Below are 19,295 nucleotides of genomic sequence, written 5' to 3'. Positions count from 1 at the left end.
ATTTTCACGGCCGACGGTATATGGCCCACTTCATACAGCAGCGGATCCTCGTCAGACTCCACGATGACAAGCCTTTCGTCGGCCATATGCTGCACAAGCCATTCGGCGGTGACCAGCCTGTCGGGATGTGCGTACTCGGTGATTCGGTCAGAATTCTCCGGAGGTAAGGCTTGCATTGAGGTCCTTTGATGGGATTGATAGCCCGTCAGCGAAAAGACCTCCCCCTGCCAACTTGTTCATCCACGAACAGGAACGGGGTCAATTCACGAGCTTTGATTCATGTTTTCGCGCCCGGTGCGCTCGAAGATTCGCCGGGTTGCCGCAGATTTTTACGTCATGCCAGACGCCGCTGTTGTTGCGTGAACGGTCAAAGAACGCAACCCTGCATTTTTCGCTGCGGCATAGTTTGAGCCGGTGCCAGGTTCCCGCGAGTTGGGCCTGGAAAATCTCTGTCATGGCCAGGGATTCAATGTGYCCRGCTCCCSCTCCCTGCGGTTCTGCCTGGACCGTTCCATTGGATTTGAGCTTCAGGGACGTGGCGGTTGTCCAGACTGTGGGCAKGGCGTCGACGTCGGAACTGACGACGGCGTCAGGGTCCCCTTCGGCGTTCAGCGTGCTGGCAAGTTCGTCACGGAAGTACCGCAGATGTTCCAGGTCGCGTTCCGTGAGTTTGACTTCGACATAGCGCCTGCCGGTTGCCAGGGCCCACTGTTTCAGCCCCGCATCCACCCAGGCTTGGGCGAGCCCAAGGTCAAGCAATAAGTCGGACCTTCGCGGCTTTCCAGCGGATTTCGTGTTGAGCAGGTCATGCACAAAACCGAGCCCGCCAGGAGCACTTTCCATGTCATAGCGCTGCGTCGCGTTCCAGTCGCTCACTGCATCCTCTTTCGCCAACGTCTAGGGCACTTGGCCAACCACTAGCTTAAAGGCCTTCAGCGGCCTTGAAATTCCAATACGGGCCGCGGCCGTCCCGCCTTAAGGGCTTCCACTGCCGAGTTCAGCCCCAATTGAGTGTCTTCGCGCTCAAACAAGGGCATGGCGATATCAAACATGGCCTGGTCTGCCGCAGCGACGCCGCCCAGCGACCAGGTCCTCAGCAGTGCCTTGTGCGCGGCGTATGCCCGCGTGGCACCTTTGGCGATTCGCTGCGCAAACGCCAAGACTTCCTCCCGGAGCTTGTCCTCGGAAACGACGCGGTTCACTACTCCGGCGCGGCTCATTTCCGACGCCGGTACTTTTTCCGAGGTCATCGCCCATTCTGCTGCCCGCGCCTTGCCTGCCCTCTCTGCCACCCGATAGATGCCGCCCAGGAGAGTAACGATGCCAAGAGTCTGTTCCGGATGCCCGAACTCCGCTGACTCGGCCGCAAAGATGAGGTCGGCCCGCAGAGCGAGTTCAAATCCACCTCCGAAGCAAAGGCCCTGAACTTCGGCAATGACCGGCATGGGCAGCAATTCAAGCTGGTTGAAGACTGACATGTAGCGCTCAAACAAGGCACGCAGTTCCCGCGTTTCGGCGCCCGGCCACGTCATGATGTCACCTCCGAAGCTGAAGTCCGCGCCTTCCGACCGGATGATGACCACACGGGCGTCACTGCTGCCGATGGCGGTTATAGCTTCGGAAAGCTCGTCCGCCATCTGAAGGTCGATTCGGTTCTGGGGCGGATTGTCCAGGACGATGGTGGCAATCTGGTSCTGGACAGTGAACGTAAGATGGGTCATTGGCTTAGGCCCTTTCGTTGAAGAAGTAGTTGCGAACCGGCTGAGTGCCGCAGGATTCAGTCAGCGGAGTAGAAACGGGATTCACCCACGGCCTTCCCGATCCGCTTGCCGAGTTCAGCCGAAAAGCGGAGCGCTGCGTCAAGGGGGCGGTGGTGGATGGCGGCTGAGACGATCTGACCGGCTTCGTCCTTGGTGAGGATGGTGACTCCGTAGAGCTTGAGTCCGCCGAACGCCGTCGCCTGCCACTCAAGATAGGTGCGCGGACCATTAACGGTTTGCTGTGTGAACTCGAGGGATTCGTAAATAGAGCTGGCTGCGCTCATCACCGTTTTGACGTTCTCCCGGCCGGTGATCGGAGAGCGGATGACAGAAGCCTCAAGGACAACGTCGCGGTGGAAGGCCTCGCCAAAGTCGTCCGCGGACTTGCTGGCAAAGGCGTTGATCCAGCCTTGAGCGCCGGCACCGCCGGGCGCAGTGGCAGATCCTTCAGAAATTTCTTGGAGGAACCGGCCGATGAGTCCGGCCACGTTCTGGGGCTGCTGGACGTGAGGCCAGTGGCCCGCCCCGCTGAGTACTTCCTCCTTCACGTGCTGGAATCGTGGGGCGACCGCTGAAGACACCAGTTCAGCGGTGGCGAAACCGTCGGCTTCACCGCGGATGATTAATACAGGTGAGCCAAATTCGCTCTTCGCAGGGGCGTCCGGGATCCCTTCGTTCCAGCAGTCAACGAGGTGGGTCACCACTTCCGGGCGGATGCGGCTGCCTATATAGGTGAGCTTGTCCAGCCCGAATTCGTTCAGCCCGCCGCCCAGGTACATCCGAACCCCGCGCTGYGCTTCTACATCTCCACCGAGATGCCGGAAGGARCYRACAGCTTCCTCGGGAAGGTGTGTCCCTGCCAAGGGAACGGGCGTAATGAATACCGCACCCAGCACCTTGTCCGGGTGGCGGACACCCACGAGCTCGGCTACGAGCGTTCCCATGCTTTGCGCGACGAGTACTACGGGCTTGTCCAGACCGGCCACCACCAGATCGACGTCGTCGGCGTATCGCTCCAGACTGTAGGGACCCTCATCCCCGCTCCGGTCCCCCATCCCGGCCAGATCCAGCCTCAGCAACTGAGCGTTCGCGGTGGCGAGTTCGGTGACGACGTCGTCCCAGACACTCTGATCGTCCAGGAATCCGTGGATGAAGAGCACSGCCACATCGCCGCTGCCAGTGGTTGTCAGGGAGGGGTCCTGCTTCTGCAACTGCTCAATTACAGTGGTCATCTACTGCTCCTTGGCGAGGGTCGAGCCGGACGGCGACCAGGCTGCCGTATTGATGGGTGACCAGTCACCCGGCTGACCATCCAGCCGTGCCATGCGCTGCTTGTGCTTGGATTTGAGGAGCTCGTCCTCAAGGGGTGTAGTGAACACGTTTTCAACCAGGGTGTACTCAGCCGCCAACCGGCCCACAGCCGTGACCGCCGCCGTGTCAATCCGGCCCCGTTCCAGGTACAGCTCGTCNGTGTAGTGAACACGTTTTCAACCAGGGTGTACTCAGCCGCCAACCGGCCCACAGCCGTGACCGCCGCCGTGTCAATCCGGCCCCGTTCCAGGTACAGCTCGTCTTTGACGTGGAACCGGACCACTTCACCCCACACGACGTGATCATTCATGTCGCCCACAGGAATGATGCGGTTAACGATGCATTCCATCGCAATGGGCGCGTCTTTGATCCTGGGTGCCGTCACGGCTTGTGAAGCCTCTTTTTCGAGCCCCACCGCCTCAAACTCGTCGATTCCCGAGGGGAATTCGAAGGCGGAGGAGTGCAGGGCGTGAGCCTGCGGAAGCGTGGCCACGTTAGTGTCCTTGAGGGTCCTGCCGTCTGAGCGTGGCTGCAGCGAGATGGACACCATCGGCGGCTTTCGTCCCACCGCCGTGAAGAAGGAAATGGGCGCAAGATTGGCCACACCCTCTTCAGAGATGGTGCTCACCCAAGCGATCGCCCGGGGAATGATGCTCCCGATGAGGAGCTTGTAGGAGGCTGCGGCATCGAGATCCGCGCTATTGATGATCATGGAGAGCCTGTATATCTTTCCCTGTCAGTGTGTGGGGGCGTTCCAGGAGGAACGTGACCTTAGGCTGCATCGGTGCGGCCTGCAGTGGAGGAAGTGTTTGAGCTTTTGTAGAATCAGCTGAAGTAAGCGTACCCAGTTTACCTATGTCATTCAAGGGGTCTGATTCAGAATTCGCTTAGCGTTCCAGCACAACAGCGAGGCCTTGTCCCACTCCAATGCAAATGGCGGCAACGCCGACTCCTCCCCCGCGGCGTTTCAGCTCCCGTGCCAGGTGGATCAGGATGCGGGATCCGGACGCGCCCAAGGGGTGGCCCAGGGCCAGCGCGCCACCGTGAATATTCACCTTCTCCGGATCCAGGTCAGGCCACAGCCGCAGGCACGCCAGGCTTTGGGCCGCAAACGCTTCATTGAGCTCCACAACATCCACGTCCGCCCAGGTCTTCCCCGCCCGGGCCAGGGCCTGGTTGGCAGCCTCGACTGGCGCAATGCCGAAGATGTCTGGATCATTGCCGGCCACCCCGCGTGAAACGATGCGCGCCAGGGGTTCCGTTTCCAAGGCGCCCTCCCGGCCGATGAGCATGGCTGCCGCCCCGTCATTGAGCGGAGACGAATTGCCTGCAGTGACGGAACCGCCGGCACGGAATGCCGGAACCAGGCCAGCCAAGGCCTCCCCCGAGGAGGTGGGCCGGACACCCTCGTCGGTGAGGAGCTGTGAATCCGGATGGGGCACAACCTCGTCGTCGTAGATGCCCTCGGACCACGCCTTCGCAGCCAGCCGGTGGCTACGAACGGCAAACCGGTCTTGCTCTGTCCTTGAGATGTCGAACTTGTCGGCGAGGTTTTCCGCCGTTTCGCCATTGGAGACGGTCCATGCCTCATTCATCTTGGGGTTGACCATGCGCCAGCCCAGCGTCGAACTGTGCAGGGTTTCGGGACCGGCAGGAAAGGCCCGCTCCGGTTTTGCCAGGATCCAGGGCGCCCTGCTCATCGATTCGACACCGCCGGCAACAACCAGGTCGGCATCTCCAATCTCCACCGCTCGGCTCGCCTGGATGGCAGCCTCGAGGCCGGAACCGCACAGCCGATTGACCGTAACGCCAGGCACCGACGTCGGAAGCCCGGCCAACAGCGCAGCCATGCGCGCCACATTGCGGTTATCTTCTCCCGCACCGTTGGCGTTGCCCAGAATCACCTCATCGATCCTGTACGTTTCGAGCCCCGGTTGCCTGCCCACCACCTCGCGGATCACATGTGAAGCCAAATCGTCGGGGCGGATGCCCGCCAACGACTTCCCGAATTTTCCGAAGGGGGTACGGATCCCGTCATAAATGAAGCTGCCTGCCATCGTTCTGCCTTTCGTTGTGCATGCGTGAAGAAAATCTGGAATGGGGGCCGGCCCGCCGCCGTGAAAGGAGCATACGTCAAAAAATCATTGCTGGACAGAGCCTAACGCTGTACGCTTATTTCACGTCTTACTCCTGCAAAAACCCTGGGAAGCCAGGACGCAGGCCATTCACAACTGATTCACGATTCCCCGCGGCGCGCGGCGTGGCTCCCGCGGTTGTCACACATACCCGGCCACCAGCGCCGGAGAGAAAAGAGAGACTCATGGCAGNCAACTGATTCACGATTCCCCGCGGCGCGCGGCGTGGCTCCCGCGGTTGTCACACATACCCGGCCACCAGCGCCGGAGAGAAAAGAGAGACTCATGGCAGAACGACTCGATGTTGAATTCACGGCGGAGGGTGGCATCAAGCTTCGCGCTTGGCTCTACATTCCCGATGGCCCGGGACCCCATCCCGCCATCACCATGGCACACGGCTATGCCGGCACGCGCGCGCACGGACTCGACGCGTATGCCTCCCGCTTTGCAGCCAGCGGATTTGTGGTCCTGGTCCACGACCACCGGAATTTCGGGGCAAGCGAGGGGGAACTCCGCCACGACATAAATCCCTGGCAGCAGATCAAGGACTGGCGCCGGGCCGTGACCTATCTGGAGGGCCGGCCTGAAGTGGACGCCTCCCGCATAGGCCTGTGGGGGTCCAGCTACTCCGGTGGACACGCCCTATGGACAGAACCCCGGCCTGCTGACGCGGCCGGGGGTTCTGCTGTCCCGGCCGCCAGNATAAATCCCTGGCAGCAGATCAAGGACTGGCGCCGGGCCGTGACCTATCTGGAGGGCCGGCCTGAAGTGGACGCCTCCCGCATAGGCCTGTGGGGGTCCAGCTACTCCGGCGGGCACGCCCTGGTTCTGGGAGCAACGGAACAGCGGCTCAAAGCAGTAGTCTCCCAGGTGCCCGCCATCAACGGCCATGTGGCCGGTTCCAGGCGCGCGGTAGGCGACGCCAAGACGGCGCTGGAACAGTCCTTCGTCGACGACGAACGGGACCAGGCCGCTGGTAAGGCACCCAGGATGATCGCAGTGGTGAGCAGTGATCCAGGCCAGCCTGCTGCTTACCGGCTACCCTCCGCTTTGCGCTTCTATACGCAACCCGGCCCGGACGAGTACGGCTGGGACAACACGGTCACCTTGCAGTCCACCCGCGCAGCCCGCCTCTACGAACCCGGGGTCTGGGCCTCCAGGGTCTCGCCGAAGCCGTTGCTCTTCATTGTGGCCGAGGATGATGAACTGACCGGCACCGACCTGGCCCTGGAAGCCTACGAACAGGCCCAGGAGCCCAAATCCCTGGTAATGCTTCCGGGCGGCCACTTCGAGCCGTACGTCGAGAACTTTGAAGACTCAAGTTCCGCCGCCCTCAGCTGGTTTTTGCAGCACCTCTAAGCCACCACGAAACTTCAGGGAAAGTGACACATACTATGGCACCCACAACCGAACTGACTTACGACGTCTTCGTCTCCGGCACCCTGCCTCAAACAGGACGAGGAACCCTCCCGAACGGGGACCCGCGCATCTGGTCCCCGCTGTCCGCAACGCTCATCTCCGGACAGAAGAACGCGGTGCTGGTTGACCCGCCCATGACCGTGGAACAGACACAGCGGGTCGGGGACTGGATCGAGGCATCGGGGAAGAACCTCAGCCACATCTACATCACCCACGGCCACGGAGACCACTGGTTCGGCGCAGGCCCCCTCGCGGAACGGTTTCCGGGCGTCACAGTACTGGCAACCCCTGGCACACTCCATGAAATGGAAATGCACGGCTCCCCCGAGTTCCGCTCCTCCTTCTGGGACTCGATCTTCCCAGACATGATTCCACCCACAACCACAGTCACCCAGCAAATCGACAGTGGGTCCTTTGAACTGGAGGGTCATGAACTGCAGATCATTGAAGTAGGCCACACCGACACCGACAACACCACCATGCTGTTCGTTCCCTCCATCGGGCTCCTGGTAGCCGGGGACGCCGTCTACAACGGCGTCCACCCCTACCTCACCGAGTCGCAGGACGGAGGCCTCGAAGCCTGGCTTCGGGCGCTTGATATAGCGGAAAGCCTCGAGCCAAAGTTCGTCGTTGCCGGACACAAGAACCCCGCACTACCTGATCTGCCGGGACAGATCCAGGAGACCCGCGGCTACCTGCTGCACGCATCAAAGCTCCTGGCAGAGGAACCGACGCCGGAGGAGTTCTTCTCGGCAATGCTCGTCCTTCATCCTGACCGGATCAACCCCGGCGCGTTGTGGGGTGCGGCCCTGAAACTGCTCAGTTGACCAGTCGCATGGCGCCCACGATGGGGCCCGTTGCGACGGCTTCGGAAGCACGGGAGTCCGATCTCCTCACTGAACGTCCGTCAAGCGTCCGATGCACCTCTTAACCCTTTTGCCATTCCGCTGGGCATCACGGCGTTGGACGTGCCGGCAGGCAGCCGGCGTGGCATGGCTAGTCGTCAGCGTTACCCATTCTCGTTCGGGCTGTGAGACGGCTCTCCGTTATATCGAGCTTTGAAAAAGGAAGGGATTAGGCATGACTGTCATTGAAGATATTCCGCAGCGATTGCTGCCTGCCCCTGGTGCAGATGGCTACTGGGATCTCACTGAGGTTGCTGCATCCAAGAGGGAGGCCACCTTTGAAGAGTTCTTATCGACCGCACTTGTAGACATGGCGGTGCGTATCGACCCAACGTGGACGGCACCGTCGTTTCAGGCTCGGGCGCGTCGCCGCTGGATCCAGGATCTTGCCCTTGTTGAGGCTGCCTGTGATCCCTGCCAAGGCATGCGAGGAAAACGCCGGGCTGCCCAGACAGAGGACGCCTACCTCGGTGTAACGGTCCTCCGCGAAGGGAGCGAAACACTGGTTGTGGGGGACGCCACGTTCGACATGCGCCCAGGGGATGCTGTTGTGTGGCGCAGCGACCAGCCGATCAGGTTTCAGGTCCACTCACCTCAAGTCAAACAGACGCTTATTATCCCGTTGATCGCACTGGAGGAAACGAGCGGCGGGAAACGCCTGTTCGGACCGCTGCTCCTTGACCGCACAGCACCGGCCACTGAGTTGTTTACCGGGTACCTCGCGTTGCTGGCGCGGACGATAGACCGGCTGAGTGCCTCCGAAATGCGAGCCGCACGCAGCGCGGCCCTGGAGCTGTTAATTCCGGCTACCCGCCACCAGGTCTCTGCGGAAAAAGAGGGAACAAATGGGCCCCCAATTGTCCTGCTGCAGGACTGGATCGAACAGCGCCTTCTGTCGGGGGATATCACAGCCCTTTCGATCGCTGCCGCCCATGGGATGTCGGTTCGCGGAGTCTACAGGGTCTTTGAGGAGGCCGGCGAGACCGTAGGAGCGTTCGTGCGTGCACGACGGTTGGCCAGGGCGCGTCGCGATCTCGCCGCTGGAGCCAGCTCAATCGCGGATATCGCGGTACGTTGGGGCTTTTCCGATCCCAGTCACTTCGCTCGTGCCTTCCGCGCAGAGTACGGCTGCGCTCCCCGGGATTACCGGACCTCCGCCGCGACAGCATGCTGACGTTCTGATTCTTGATCTACGTTTTTTGGCAAGGATAGGCCAGAACCTGGCAGGCAGATGCAGGAAGACGACTTCCCTCGCCTGTGAAGATGTATTCACCAAGCCGTAACAAATCAAGGAGGAATTTCTGTGGCCCGTGAAGACATCGAGTTCACCGCACAAGGTGCGACAATGCGTGGCTGGTTCTACCCCGCCGACGACTCCAGCGGTGAGGCGCCGTGCGTGGTCCTGTCGCACGGATTCTCAGCAGTCAAAGAGATGTGGCTCGACCACTACGCCGAGGTGTTCCAGGCGGCCGGGTTGAGCTGCCTGGTCTACGACCACCCCGGATTCGGGGCCAGTGACCCGTTGCCGGGTACGCCACGTCAGGAGATCGACCCGTGGCAGCAGATCCGCTGCACCCAGCACGCGATCACCTACGCCCAATCCCGTCCCGATGTCAATGCCGACCGCATCGGCCTCTGGGGAACCAGCTACAGCGCTTCGCACGCCTTTGTCGTCGCCGCGACCGATCACCGGGTCAAAGCCGTCGTCACCCAGGTCCCAGCCATCTCAGGCACCGCATCGTTCACCAGCCAGATCCGCATCGATCACTGGGCAGGGACGGACGCCGCGTTCGCCGGCGAACGACTCGCCCGGATGAACGGCGCCGCACCGACCATGATGCCCGTCGTCACCGAAGACCCCGCCGGGCACGCCGCGCTGGGACACCGCGACTCCTACGAATGGTTCACCACCCACGCCGACCGCGCCCCGACCTGGCGCAACGAACTCACCGTGCAGTCCGTCGAGTTCGTGCGCGGCTACGACATCCAGCACTGGATCCCCCTCATCTCCCCCACCCCGCTCCTGATGATCGTCGCACCTCACGACCGCGTCACCGACGGCCAGATCGCCCTGGCGGCCTACGAAACAGCACTGCAGCCCAAGAAGCTGGTCACGATCCCGGGAGGCCACTTCGACTCCTACACCGGACCCAACTTCGACACCACTTCCCAAGCCGCCCGGGACTGGTTCCTCGAACACCTCCCCACCCAAAACTGAAAGGCCACGAACCATGTCCCAGACAACGACGTCACCCGGACCCACCGCCCTCGAGTTCGTCCACCTCGAGCTCGTCCACCACGACCCGGTCGCCGCCTACGAATTCCTCCGCGACAGCCTCGGTGCCGAGCGAGTTGAGAAAGAGATCGCCGACTACATCTCCAATACCTTCGGAGTCGTCGGCGAGCACGTCAAGGTCGGAAACATCGTGTTCCAGATCTTCACCCCCGGACCCAGCCTCCCGAGCTGGCACACCCAACTCCACGAACACGGCCCCAGCGTCCATAACGTCACCTTCTTCGTCAACGACGTCGAGACCGTCAAACAACGGATGCTCGGCAAGGGCGCCACCGAGATCATCGACACTCACGTGCTCTTCCACGAGATCGGCCTCGGCGACGGACCCTCCCGCCTCCTCGTCATGGACGCACGAGAACAAACCGGCCTCCGATTCGAACTTTGCCCTACCGTCCCCGGCTGGAACCCCTATCCAGGACGAACCGACACCACACCACCAACCAACACCGACCAACCCACCGCCCAGGCCCTCCTCCATCTCGAGATCGTTCATCCCGACCCGGAAGCGGTCTTTGAATTCCTCAGCGATTGCCTTGGGGCCGAGCGGGTGGAAAAGGAGATCTCAGCGAATCTGGAGAAGGCATTCGGATTCGGGCCCATCCTTCATGCAAAGGTCGGAAACATTGTTTTTCAGATCCTGAAACCTCCGCCAACTATCTTGGGCCAGCCCACCTCGTGGTACGAGGAGCTCGAGGAGCGCGGCCCTGGCGTTCATAACGTGACGTTCTATGTGGACGATGTGGAGGCGGTCAAACAGCGAATGGTCAGCATGGGAGCTACCGCGCTCATCGACATGGACGTGCCGTTCCACGAATTCGGTATGGGAGAGGCGCCCACCCGCTTGTTGGTGATGGACGCCCGAGAGCAGACAGGCCTGCGGTTCGAGATGGTCCAACCGATTGATGGTTGGACTCCCTATCCGACCAAGCCCGAGTCCACAAAGAATTGACCAACTGCTCAGAGCGGCCGCTGGGGCAACGGGACGATCGCCAAGCAGATGTATCGGCATGACCCAGGAGTAGTCATGCTGAATGCTCCTCTTCGCATCATGATCTACACCAACGCTGTCGGCAAGGCCGTCTTCTTCATTGAGCGGCCCAGTGATCAGTTCAGCGCCTTCGAGAACAAAGAGATATCCAAGGCTGGAGTGTCGCTGGGCCAAAAGGTCACGGCCCTCTTACGGGTGCTCCAGGTTCTGGTACCTGAGGGTCTCAGCGAAAAATAGGTTGGATAGAAGCCGCCGCGGGCCGTTGCGACCTCGTGCGGGGACAGGGAAGAACCAGGAACTTCCCTGTCTCCGCGCGGAGTATCGGCCTTGGACTCGTCGGCGTCGCAACTGCGGTGCCGCCGGGGACCTGAGACATCTAGGCGATAGCCAGCCTCGGTTCTTCCCGGGCAAACAGAAGGGACCAAGCACATGGTCGAGACCGGAAGCTACATGACAACTCTCAAGATCGACAGCCGGACCGCGCTAGAGGGCGAGCTCGACCGCATTGTCAACGAGGCCGTTCAGCATGCTGTCGCCAGGCCAGGACACGGGATTCTCGTGACGCGGCACGCGTTCGGGACCTTCACCGTCGAGCTGAGCAATGAGGTGCCTCAAGGCACCATCGCCGAGCTCGATATGACCAGCCGGCTGAGGAACGACATCGTCAAGAGCGGACAAACCGGAAGCCGCGGCAGCCTTTCGCGACAGTTCAGCAGCAAAAGAGAGAAAAAATGAACACCCAGCAACCACAAAGCAATGACGAGAGTTTGAAGTATGCCGTTCTCGTCGACCGTCGCCCCTCTCTTACCCGAGACCTCCCGTACGGGCCTGCCGATCTTCAGTGGGTAACTAATACGTCAACCCTGGTCTACGGCTCCCGTGACGCGATCTTGATCGATACCTTCACGACGACGGCGCAAAACGAGAGGCTGGTCGAGTGGGTTGCCTCTTTCGACCGCAACTTGGTTCGAATTTACTCCACCCATGGGCATGGGGACCACTTCTTCGGCATCGGACAGCTGCTCCACCGGTTCAAGGACGCCACTGCCGTCGCAACCTCCGGAACCGTCCGGCAGGCTAAGAAGCACGCCTCGCCCGAGATGCTGACGGCGTTCTGGGGCATGCTGTTCCCCGGTGAGATCCCGTCTCCGCTGCAAGTGCCCACCGTTATGGATTCGCCGGTCCTGGAGCTTCATGGCCATGAACTCCAAATCATTCCAATGGGCTTCACGGACACCGAAGACACCACGGCCGTGTGGGTACCGAGTTTGAGTTTGCTCGTCGGCGGTGACGTTGTTTACAATCACACGCACCCGTACCTCGCGGAGACCACCCAACTATCGCGGGACAATTGGCGATCTGCCCTTGAGCAACTGTCCAGACTCGGCGCCAGGACTGTAGTGGCGGGGCATAAACACACCGACTACGCGGATGACCCGACCGATATCGCAGAAACGTTGTCCTACCTTGAAGATTTCGACGTGTTGCGCGAAGCCACCACAACCTGCGCGGAGCTATATGCCGCCCTCCTCGACAAGCATCCAAACCGCGCTAATCCTGGGTCCGCGTGGGCGGCAGCAAGGGCCGCTCACGCCGTCTAACGCGTCACCTGGCTGTCTCTAATTGAGGCCCGGAATCTGAACCATGAAGCAACGGGCAGCCAAAGCTGAAAAATCCTGCGTCCTGCTCGTCACCCACAATCATTACGCCAAATTCACCCGTCGCCCTATCTCCGACTGTGCCGTACGGGCAGACGCATGAACTAGACCTAGCACTGGTTGCCTGGACGACAACCCGCGATTAGCAACCTGAGAAGAAAACAGACAAAAATTTTTATGAGCCCTCATGGTTGCCACTATGGCACCGTCCTCCCTGCTTCCTTTGGACTACACCCCAACCTGACGTCAGCGTCCCACCCGAGTCCTGTCAGAATGGGGCCATTTTTTCTTTCCTGGCAAGATCACGACTGAGTCCGAGAACTCAACCTGAAACGTGGGCGCGAACGACCTTCTCCACTTGGAGCGCACCGCCACGCTTGGACCACTTCCGCATTAGCCCTGGCACCAGGGACCAGGGCGCAGGCAGCTAACCGCCTGGCTCGCTCGGCGTCCTCGCGGTCGGTCCCCAACCGGGTGGCCACGATGTCTGCGGCGGTAGCCGCGTACATCCGAGCGATCCCAAGGTCCGACTCTCAAGGGCCGCGGCCCGATGCTGGCCAATTCAAGTTTGCGGCCGGTTCGCATCGAGTACCACAGAGTTGAACATTGGTGGTCACAAACTATTTGCGGGAGATGGGTAGCGTTTATGGCTTTGACCTGCGGAAATGCGCGAAATTGCACTGTTTTTGACCCATGTAAAATTGCAAATCTTCTTGCCGCTGACCGCCGTCAGGTGGGTCAGGCCCACGGTCTTCATGGCAGCCTCAAGCTGTTCATCCAGGCCACTGGTGTCTCCGGTCACCATGCCCGGCAGGAGCCCGCGGGCATCCGCATCCAGCCATCCGGCCGCCGCCGCGAACTGCCGGCCCAGCGCGGCAGGCTGCTGCTGCCAGGCCGCGGCCGCTGCGAGGGTCACCGGAGGCGAGGACGCCGTGAGGACGCCGGCTTCAACGTCGCCGGGGTCAGGAGGCCGCAGCTTGCCCGTGGCACGGACCAGCTGGCCCAAGACCGCATGCTCCCAGTCCTGTCCGCCCATGATGACTATGGCGGCCTCCGCCCGGAGCAGTCGGCCTCCGGTATTGAGCGTCTTGACCATGGCCGTCACCGCCCAACGTTCTGCCAGGGCGGAGCCGCCCGGCGTTTTGAGCGCTCGGGGGGCGCCGGTGATTTCCACCTCCGCCACGACGGACGCATGCGCGGTGATGGCCCCCGCCACGGGGCCGTCATGCCGCTGCGCGGCGGACACAGCGGAATGGGCCGCAGCGGCGGCGGCAAGCACCATGGCTGCCGCAACGGTCATCAGGAAACTCCGCGGGAGGCGGCCTCGGCCGCCGCGCCGCCGCAGCGATGGCAGGAGGAGCAGTCCTGCCCCCGCGGCACACCCGCAGCACACGCCCAGCAGCCCGACGGGCGTGAGCCACGGGCCCGCAACCGTTGCAGCCCACACGAGCAGTGCCGCGGGCGCCAGACGGACGTCAACCCGCCGCCGCAGCTCGCTGGCGGCAACCGTCTTCGACTCATCCGGGACCAGCCGCTGACGGGCTCTTTCCCGAAGTCCGTGCCGGACGGCTGCTCCCGGGCGGCCAGCAGCGGCCTTGCCTGGCGCCGGGAATGTCGCCTGCGTCCCTCTGCCGGGCCGGATCGCGTCTGCTGTGTTGCGGGCGGCCGGCGCGCGGACCGAAGCCCGGCCGGCGGCTTCCGGACTAACCGCCGCCTCGACGTATCTGTGCCAGCGGCTCTTGGTTCCACCACGGTTGCCGTCCATCTCAGACGGTCACCAACGGAAGTAGTGTTTCGAGCATTTTGGGTCCCACGCCGTCCACGGCGTCGAGTTCCTCGACGGTCTTGAACGGGCCATGCTCCTTGCGCCAGCCGACGATGCGCTGGGCCAGCACCGGGCCGACCTTTGGCAGCTCCGCGAGTTCTTCGGCGCCGGCGGTGTTCAGATTCACCTTGCCGCCGGAGACGCCGCCGCCACCTGTCTCCCCGGACGAGGCCGAGCCTGCCCCTGCTCGCCCAGGCGGCAGCGCGTCCGCCGCCGCTTCGGGATGGGCGGCTTCACCGCGGCTGGGCACATAGATTTTCTGGCCGTCCTCCAGCACGGACGCGAGGTTGAGCCGGTTCAGGTCAGCTGCCGGAGTGGCGCCACCGGCCGCCGCGATGGCTTGGTGGACCCGGCTGTTCCGGGGGAGCTCCACGATGCCAGCTTTCTTGACCGCACCGGCCACGTGCACCACCACCGTTCCCGCGGAGTCCCCACCCTCGCCAGCGCTGGCCGCGGCGGAACCGTCGCCGCCCGCTCCCGGGGGATCCGAGGGAGCCGTTTCGGCTGCATCGCTCGTGACGGCACTCAGTGGCATGACTTCCGGCCCGGCGGTCGCGACCCGCCACCAGAACCAGCCTCCGGCGAGCAACGACACCACCCCCAGGAGCACTGCGGCGCGGATCCCGAGCCGCCATCTGAGCCGGACATCAGCCACGCCCTCAGCAGGCCCCGGGTCCGGTCCGGATCCCGGTCCGTTGCCGTACGTGAAGCCGTTGCGGTCCCCCGTGTCCAGCAGTCCCGGAGCGGCGCTGCCGGACGCACGGCCGCCCTCAGCATCCGGCGGCGGCCCGAGTGTTGCCGCGAGCCGCCTCGCCGCACGCCCGTCTGCTGCACGCCGCTCGGGCGAAAGGCGTCCTGCGCCGGCGCGCGGCGGGGTGCTGGCTGCGGCTCCAGCGGTCCGGCGTGACATACCCACCACCGTAGGAGACGGCCAACCGGGCATGAAGGGCGTTCTGCCCCTATGTGGATAGCGTCAACGATGGCGCGCCGCCATTACAACCGCCAGGTCTGGCTACTGCTGATACGTGATGTAGGCCTCGTACTGTACCCTCCACTTTTCGGGAGCTTTGGGGTCCGGAACGGTGGTGGTGAGGAACTGGACGCTTGTCACCTGCCCTTTGAGGTACTTCAGCCATTGGGTGACTTCGCTGGCGACGTCCTTGTCGAACTGGGCGACGTGGTGGACCTGCATTCCCATGGGAGCCTCCTTAGTCTGTGGGGAGGACTGTACTACCAGCTTCCGGGCACGGCCAGCCCCGTCCCTTTGAGCCGTCCGGCTAGGGAGCGTGTTCTCCTGGCCGGCCCTGTCCCCGCTCCCGGTCACCATCTTCGGCGCCGGGGGAACCGGCCAGCGACGTGCTGCTTTCACCCACGATCACGGCAAGCACGCCGAGGCCGGCGTGGGCGGCCAGCACGGCCGGAAGCGCGCTGATCTGGGCCGGCGGAGTGTCCGGCAAGGCGGCCGCCAGCCGGGCGGCCAGGAGTTCGGCTTCCGCCTCGTTGCCGAAGTGGTGGATGGCCAGCCTGGCCTCCCCCAGCGGCCTGGCAGCGGCGTCCGCGACGACGATCTCCTCCAGCCGGGCAACGGCTTTCGCAGCGGAGCGGACCTTCTCCAGCGGAACGATCTTGCCGCCGTCGACCGCAAGGATCGGCTTGATCGAAAACATGGCCCCCACCAGGGACGCCGCGGCGCCGATCCGCCCGCCCCGGCGCAGCTGCTCCAGGCTCGGCACGTAGAAGTACACCTTGGTCTTGGCAACGCGCTCCTCGGCGAGCCTGCGCACTTCGGCTGCGCTGCGGCCGTCCGCCGCCGCCACTACCGCACTCTGCACCGCAAGCCCCTGGGCCATTCCCACGGTGCGGGTGTCCAGGACCTCGACGGGGATCCTGACCCGCGCGGCGGCGAGGCGGGCGGCGTCTGCCGTGCCGGAGAGGTCACCGGAAATATGGATGGATACCACAGACTCGAAGCCGTGGCGTTCGGCCGCCAGGTATGCCTGTTCAAACTGCCCGGGCGACGGCCGGGACGTCTTAACCGGCGTGGCGGCGGCCAATGCCACGGCAATTGTCCCGGCGATGTCGTCCTCGCCCTCGCCGTAGATCTCCTTCCCCACCATGACAGGCATGGGGATGACGGCCAGCCGGCCATTGATGGAGAAGGCCCTCACCCAGTCTGCGGGTAGCGCGGCGGCGGAGTCAGTCACCACTGCGGTGCGGACGACGACGGCGGGCTCGCCCGTGGGCGGGGTCTGTCCCGGCCGGGTGGCCTGGCGGAGACGGACGAGATGTTCCTTCAACCACAGCCAGGCGGCCGGTTCGCGGTCGATCACGGCACCCCCTCCTGCAGTTCTGGCCGGCCGCCGGCGATGCCGGCGGCCGGAACCCGGCTAGGCCGGGACGATGTTCACCAGTTTAGGTGCACGCACAATGACCGTCCGGATGCCGCGGCCGTCGAGGGCGCGCTGGACGTTTTCCGAGGCCAGCGCAAGTTCGCGCAGCTCATCCTCTGAGATGGCCGGCGAGACCTCGAGCCTGTCCCTGACTTTGCCCTGGACCTGGACCACGGCCGTGATGGTGGCCTGCACGAGCAGGGCCTCATCGTGGGCGGGCCAGCCCGCGTTGGCCACCGAGGCCGGGTGCCCCAGCACGTTCCACATGTCCTCGGCGGTGTAGGGAGCGAACAGGCTCAGGATCACGGACACGGCCTCAGCCGCTTCGCGCACGGCCGGATCGGCACCGCCGGCGCCGGAGTCGATGGTCTTGCGCGTGGCGTTAACCAGCTCCATCAGCTTCGCCACCACGACGTTGAACTTGTTGTTGTCCAGCAGCTCCGCGGCGTCCGCGATGGTCCTGTGCGTGACGGACCGCAGGGCGCGGTCGCCCGTGCTGAAGTCCACGCCAGGGGCGCTCGTGACGTCCTGGCTGAGGCGCCAGGCGCGCGCCAGGAACTTCGCGGATCCCGACGGCGAGACATCCGCCCAGTCGACGTCGTCTTCCGGCGGGGAGGCAAAGATCATGGTCAGCCGGACGGCGTCCACGCCGAACTTGTCCAGCTGTTCGCCCAGGTCCACGCCGTTGCCCAGCGACTTGCTCATGGCCTTGCCGCCGTTGAGCACCTGGCCCTGGTTCAGCAGCGCGCTGAAGGGCTCGTCCGCCGCCAGCAGGCCCATGTCATGAATGACCTTGGTGAAGAAGCGGGCGTAGAGCAGGTGCAGGATGGCGTGTTCTACGCCGCCGACATACTGCCCGACCGGCATCCAGTCGTTGATCTTCGCGGGATCGAACGGACCGTCGGTGTAGTGCGGGGAGACGAAGCGCAGGAAGTACCAGGACGAGTCCACGAAGGTGTCCATGGTGTCCGTGTCCCGCTGGGCTGCGCGTCCGCAGTTCGGGCAGTCGACGTTGACCCATTCGAGGGCCGCGGCCAGCGGCGACGTGCCCCTCGGGGACAGCGCCTCGCCGCGCAGGTCCTCGGGAAGCGTAACCGGCAGTTGCTCGTCGGGTACCGGCACTTCGCCGCACTCGGCACAGTGGATGATCGGGATCGGAGTGCCCCAGAAGCGCTGGCGGCTCAGGAGCCAGTCACGCAGCCGGAAGTTCACGAACTTCTCGCCGGTACCCTGCTTGTCCAGGATTTCGATGGCTGCCGGAATGGCCTCTGCCTTGGGCAGGCCGTCGAGCGGACCGGAGTTGATCAGCGTGCCCTCCCCCGCCGTTGCCTTGCCGGAGACGGCGGGGTCCTCCTCGCCGGTGTCCAGCACGGCGCGCACAGGCAGGCCGAACTCCTTGGCGAAGTCGAGGTCGCGCTGGTCGTGCCCGGGGACGGCCATGATGGCGCCCGTGCCATAGTCGGCCAGGACGTAGTCGGCTGCCCAGACAGGCAGCTTTTCACCGTTCAGGGGATTGATGGCGTAGCGGCCGGTGAACACACCGGTCTTTTCGCGCTCGGTGGACTGGCGTTCGATGTCCGACAGGGCCTTGACCTTTTCACGGTAGGCCATGAGCGCGTCGTGATGTTCAGGGGTGACCAGGTCCAGGGTCAGGTGCGCGTCCGCGGCGACGACAAAGAACGTGGCTCCGTACAGGGTATCCGGACGCGTGGTGAAGACGGTGACTTCGCGCTCGGCACGTCCGTCAGACGCCTCGATCACGAACCGGACATGCGCGCCTTCCGAGCGGCCGATCCAGTTTCGCTGCATCGCCAGTACTCGCTCGGGCCAATGCCCCTGGAGCTCGGACATGTCGTCCAGCAGCCGGTCCGCGTAGTCGGTGATCTTGAAATACCACTGGTTCAGCGACTTCTTGGTCACGGCCGTGCCGCAGCGCTCGCAGGCGCCGTTGACAACCTGCTCGTTGGCCAGCACGGTCAGGTCCTTGGGGCACCAGTTGACCGGTGAGTCCTTGCGGTAAGCGAGGCCGCGCTCGTAGAACCGCTTGAACAGCCACTGGGTCCAGCGGTAGTACTCCGGATCGGAGGTGTGCACGCGGCGGGACCAGTCAGCGGAGATGGCGTAGCGCTTGAACGAGGCCGCCTGGGTTTCGATGTTGGCGTACGTCCACTCGCTCGGATGCGCGTTGCGCTTGATCGCGGCGTTCTCCGCCGGCAGACCAAAGGAATCCCATCCGATCGGGTGCAGGACGTCGTATCCCTGCTGGCGCAGGTACCGCGCCACGACGTCGCCCATGGCGAACGCCTCGGCGTGCCCCATGTGGAGGTCGCCGGACGGGTACGGGAACATGTCCAGCACGTAGCGGCGCTCGCGGGAACCGTCGTCGGCCGGCGTGAAGACCTTCAGGTCTTCCCACACCTGCGGCCACCGGGCCTCCATCGCCGCGAAGCTGTAGGCGCCCTCCTCGGGGCTGTCGGCTCCACCTGCTGTTGTTCCGGTTTCGGTCTCCGGCTGAACGCTCACTGCTGCCCTCTTCTGTTCTGTCATGACGTCTGTCCTGTCATAACGGTCTGATCCCCTGCCGCCTGCCGGGAATGCGTCCCGGACA

The 19,295-nt window shown here is 63.6% G+C and carries 17 protein-coding genes and 1 pseudogene; 9 read left to right on the top strand and 9 right to left on the bottom strand.

All coding sequences use genetic code 11. The annotated features are described in order from the left end of the window. Positions 1–258: 258 nt before the first annotated feature. From ASG92_RS25465 to ASG92_RS25440, 4 genes are all read right to left on the bottom strand, one after another. A complete protein-coding gene (locus tag ASG92_RS25465; protein ID WP_200952091.1) occupies positions 259–876 on the bottom strand; it encodes a CGNR zinc finger domain-containing protein in 618 nt (205 codons plus the stop codon). A 56-nt stretch (positions 877–932) separates the two neighbouring features. Then, on the bottom strand, positions 933–1,721 hold the full coding sequence (locus tag ASG92_RS25460) for an enoyl-CoA hydratase/isomerase family protein (protein ID WP_056635338.1): 789 nt from the start codon (positions 1,719–1,721) through the stop codon (positions 933–935). 56 nt (positions 1,722–1,777) lie between these two features. Further along, complete coding sequence (locus tag ASG92_RS27900; RefSeq protein ID WP_082579737.1) at positions 1,778–2,992, bottom strand: alpha/beta fold hydrolase; 1,215 nt, start codon at positions 2,990–2,992, stop codon at positions 1,778–1,780. Positions 2,993–3,958: 966 nt separating this feature from the next. Beyond that, on the bottom strand, positions 3,959–5,128 hold the full coding sequence (locus tag ASG92_RS25440; RefSeq protein ID WP_056635329.1) for a thiolase family protein: 1,170 nt from the start codon (positions 5,126–5,128) through the stop codon (positions 3,959–3,961). A gap of 363 nt (positions 5,129–5,491) precedes the next feature. Between ASG92_RS25440 and ASG92_RS30185 the strand changes: the two are divergent. The 9 genes and pseudogenes from ASG92_RS30185 to ASG92_RS25400 form a co-directional block, all read left to right on the top strand. Continuing rightward, positions 5,492–5,907: pseudogene (locus ASG92_RS30185) on the top strand (CocE/NonD family hydrolase); the annotation flags it as partial. A 1-nt stretch (position 5,908) separates the two neighbouring features. After that, the coding region (locus ASG92_RS30180) for an alpha/beta hydrolase (RefSeq protein WP_240987303.1) at positions 5,909–6,565 on the top strand (657 nt) is incomplete at its 5' end. 35 nt (positions 6,566–6,600) lie between these two features. Next, the gene (locus ASG92_RS25430; protein ID WP_056635323.1) at positions 6,601–7,452 is read left to right on the top strand and encodes an MBL fold metallo-hydrolase; all 852 of its coding nucleotides are present in this window, start codon (positions 6,601–6,603) and stop codon (positions 7,450–7,452) included. Positions 7,453–7,705: 253 nt separating this feature from the next. Beyond that, positions 7,706–8,704 carry a helix-turn-helix domain-containing protein gene (locus ASG92_RS25425; RefSeq protein WP_056635320.1) on the top strand — a complete coding sequence of 333 codons (999 nt, stop codon included), beginning with the start codon at positions 7,706–7,708 and terminating at the stop codon, positions 8,702–8,704. Positions 8,705–8,833: 129 nt separating this feature from the next. Beyond that, the gene (locus ASG92_RS25420) at positions 8,834–9,748 is read left to right on the top strand and encodes an alpha/beta hydrolase (protein WP_082579736.1); all 915 of its coding nucleotides are present in this window, start codon (positions 8,834–8,836) and stop codon (positions 9,746–9,748) included. Positions 9,749–9,761: 13 nt separating this feature from the next. Then, entirely contained in the window at positions 9,762–10,775 is a 1,014-nt protein-coding gene (locus tag ASG92_RS25415; protein ID WP_056635317.1) for a VOC family protein, read from the top strand. 75 nt (positions 10,776–10,850) lie between these two features. After that, positions 10,851–11,051 carry a hypothetical protein gene (locus tag ASG92_RS25410; protein WP_056635314.1) on the top strand — a complete coding sequence of 67 codons (201 nt, stop codon included), beginning with the start codon at positions 10,851–10,853 and terminating at the stop codon, positions 11,049–11,051. A gap of 192 nt (positions 11,052–11,243) precedes the next feature. Then, a complete protein-coding gene (locus ASG92_RS25405; protein WP_056635311.1) occupies positions 11,244–11,549 on the top strand; it encodes a hypothetical protein in 306 nt (101 codons plus the stop codon). Next, the gene (locus tag ASG92_RS25400) at positions 11,546–12,415 is read left to right on the top strand and encodes an MBL fold metallo-hydrolase (RefSeq protein WP_056635309.1); all 870 of its coding nucleotides are present in this window, start codon (positions 11,546–11,548) and stop codon (positions 12,413–12,415) included. The genes ASG92_RS25405 and ASG92_RS25400 overlap by 4 nt, the downstream gene beginning before the upstream one ends. A gap of 670 nt (positions 12,416–13,085) precedes the next feature. Here the strand turns inward: ASG92_RS25400 and ASG92_RS25395 are convergent. The 5 genes from ASG92_RS25395 to leuS all read right to left on the bottom strand — a co-directional run bounded on the left by ASG92_RS25395 (position 13,086) and on the right by leuS (position 19,210). Continuing rightward, the gene (locus ASG92_RS25395; protein ID WP_056635306.1) at positions 13,086–14,237 is read right to left on the bottom strand and encodes a ComEC/Rec2 family competence protein; all 1,152 of its coding nucleotides are present in this window, start codon (positions 14,235–14,237) and stop codon (positions 13,086–13,088) included. 1 nt (position 14,238) lies between these two features. After that, a complete protein-coding gene (locus ASG92_RS25390; protein WP_082579735.1) occupies positions 14,239–15,207 on the bottom strand; it encodes a helix-hairpin-helix domain-containing protein in 969 nt (322 codons plus the stop codon). 102 nt (positions 15,208–15,309) lie between these two features. Further along, entirely contained in the window at positions 15,310–15,495 is a 186-nt protein-coding gene (locus tag ASG92_RS25385; protein WP_056635304.1) for a hypothetical protein, read from the bottom strand. Positions 15,496–15,574: 79 nt separating this feature from the next. Next, a complete protein-coding gene (locus ASG92_RS25380; RefSeq protein WP_056635301.1) occupies positions 15,575–16,627 on the bottom strand; it encodes a DegV family protein in 1,053 nt (350 codons plus the stop codon). A gap of 57 nt (positions 16,628–16,684) precedes the next feature. After that, entirely contained in the window at positions 16,685–19,210 is a 2,526-nt protein-coding gene (gene leuS, locus ASG92_RS25375) for a leucine--tRNA ligase (protein ID WP_056635392.1), read from the bottom strand. Between the last annotated feature and the right edge of the window lie 85 nt (positions 19,211–19,295).

Origin of the sequence: Arthrobacter sp. Soil736 (genome assembly GCF_001428005.1) — a bacterium.
GTDB lineage: Bacteria > Actinomycetota > Actinomycetes > Actinomycetales > Micrococcaceae > Arthrobacter.
The sequence above is the reverse complement of the archived record's forward strand: the minus strand, read 5'-3'. Positions and strand labels throughout refer to the sequence as shown.

Bases quoted from the DNA above. Each gene is read 5' to 3' on its own strand.
- ASG92_RS25440 (WP_056635329.1), bottom strand. From the start codon at position 5,128: ATGGCAGGCAGCTTCATTTATGACGGGATCCGTACCCCCTTCGGAAAA.
- ASG92_RS25430 (WP_056635323.1), top strand. From the start codon at position 6,601: ATGGCACCCACAACCGAACTGACTTACGACGTCTTCGTCTCCGGCACC.
- ASG92_RS25425 (WP_056635320.1), top strand. From the start codon at position 7,706: ATGACTGTCATTGAAGATATTCCGCAGCGATTGCTGCCTGCCCCTGGT.
- ASG92_RS25415 (WP_056635317.1), top strand. From the start codon at position 9,762: ATGTCCCAGACAACGACGTCACCCGGACCCACCGCCCTCGAGTTCGTC.
- ASG92_RS25410 (WP_056635314.1), top strand. From the start codon at position 10,851: ATGCTGAATGCTCCTCTTCGCATCATGATCTACACCAACGCTGTCGGC.
- ASG92_RS25405 (WP_056635311.1), top strand. From the start codon at position 11,244: ATGGTCGAGACCGGAAGCTACATGACAACTCTCAAGATCGACAGCCGG.
- ASG92_RS25400 (WP_056635309.1), top strand. From the start codon at position 11,546: ATGAACACCCAGCAACCACAAAGCAATGACGAGAGTTTGAAGTATGCC.
- ASG92_RS25395 (WP_056635306.1), bottom strand. From the start codon at position 14,237: ATGGACGGCAACCGTGGTGGAACCAAGAGCCGCTGGCACAGATACGTC.
- ASG92_RS25390 (WP_082579735.1), bottom strand. From the start codon at position 15,207: ATGTCACGCCGGACCGCTGGAGCCGCAGCCAGCACCCCGCCGCGCGCC.
- ASG92_RS25385 (WP_056635304.1), bottom strand. From the start codon at position 15,495: ATGGGAATGCAGGTCCACCACGTCGCCCAGTTCGACAAGGACGTCGCC.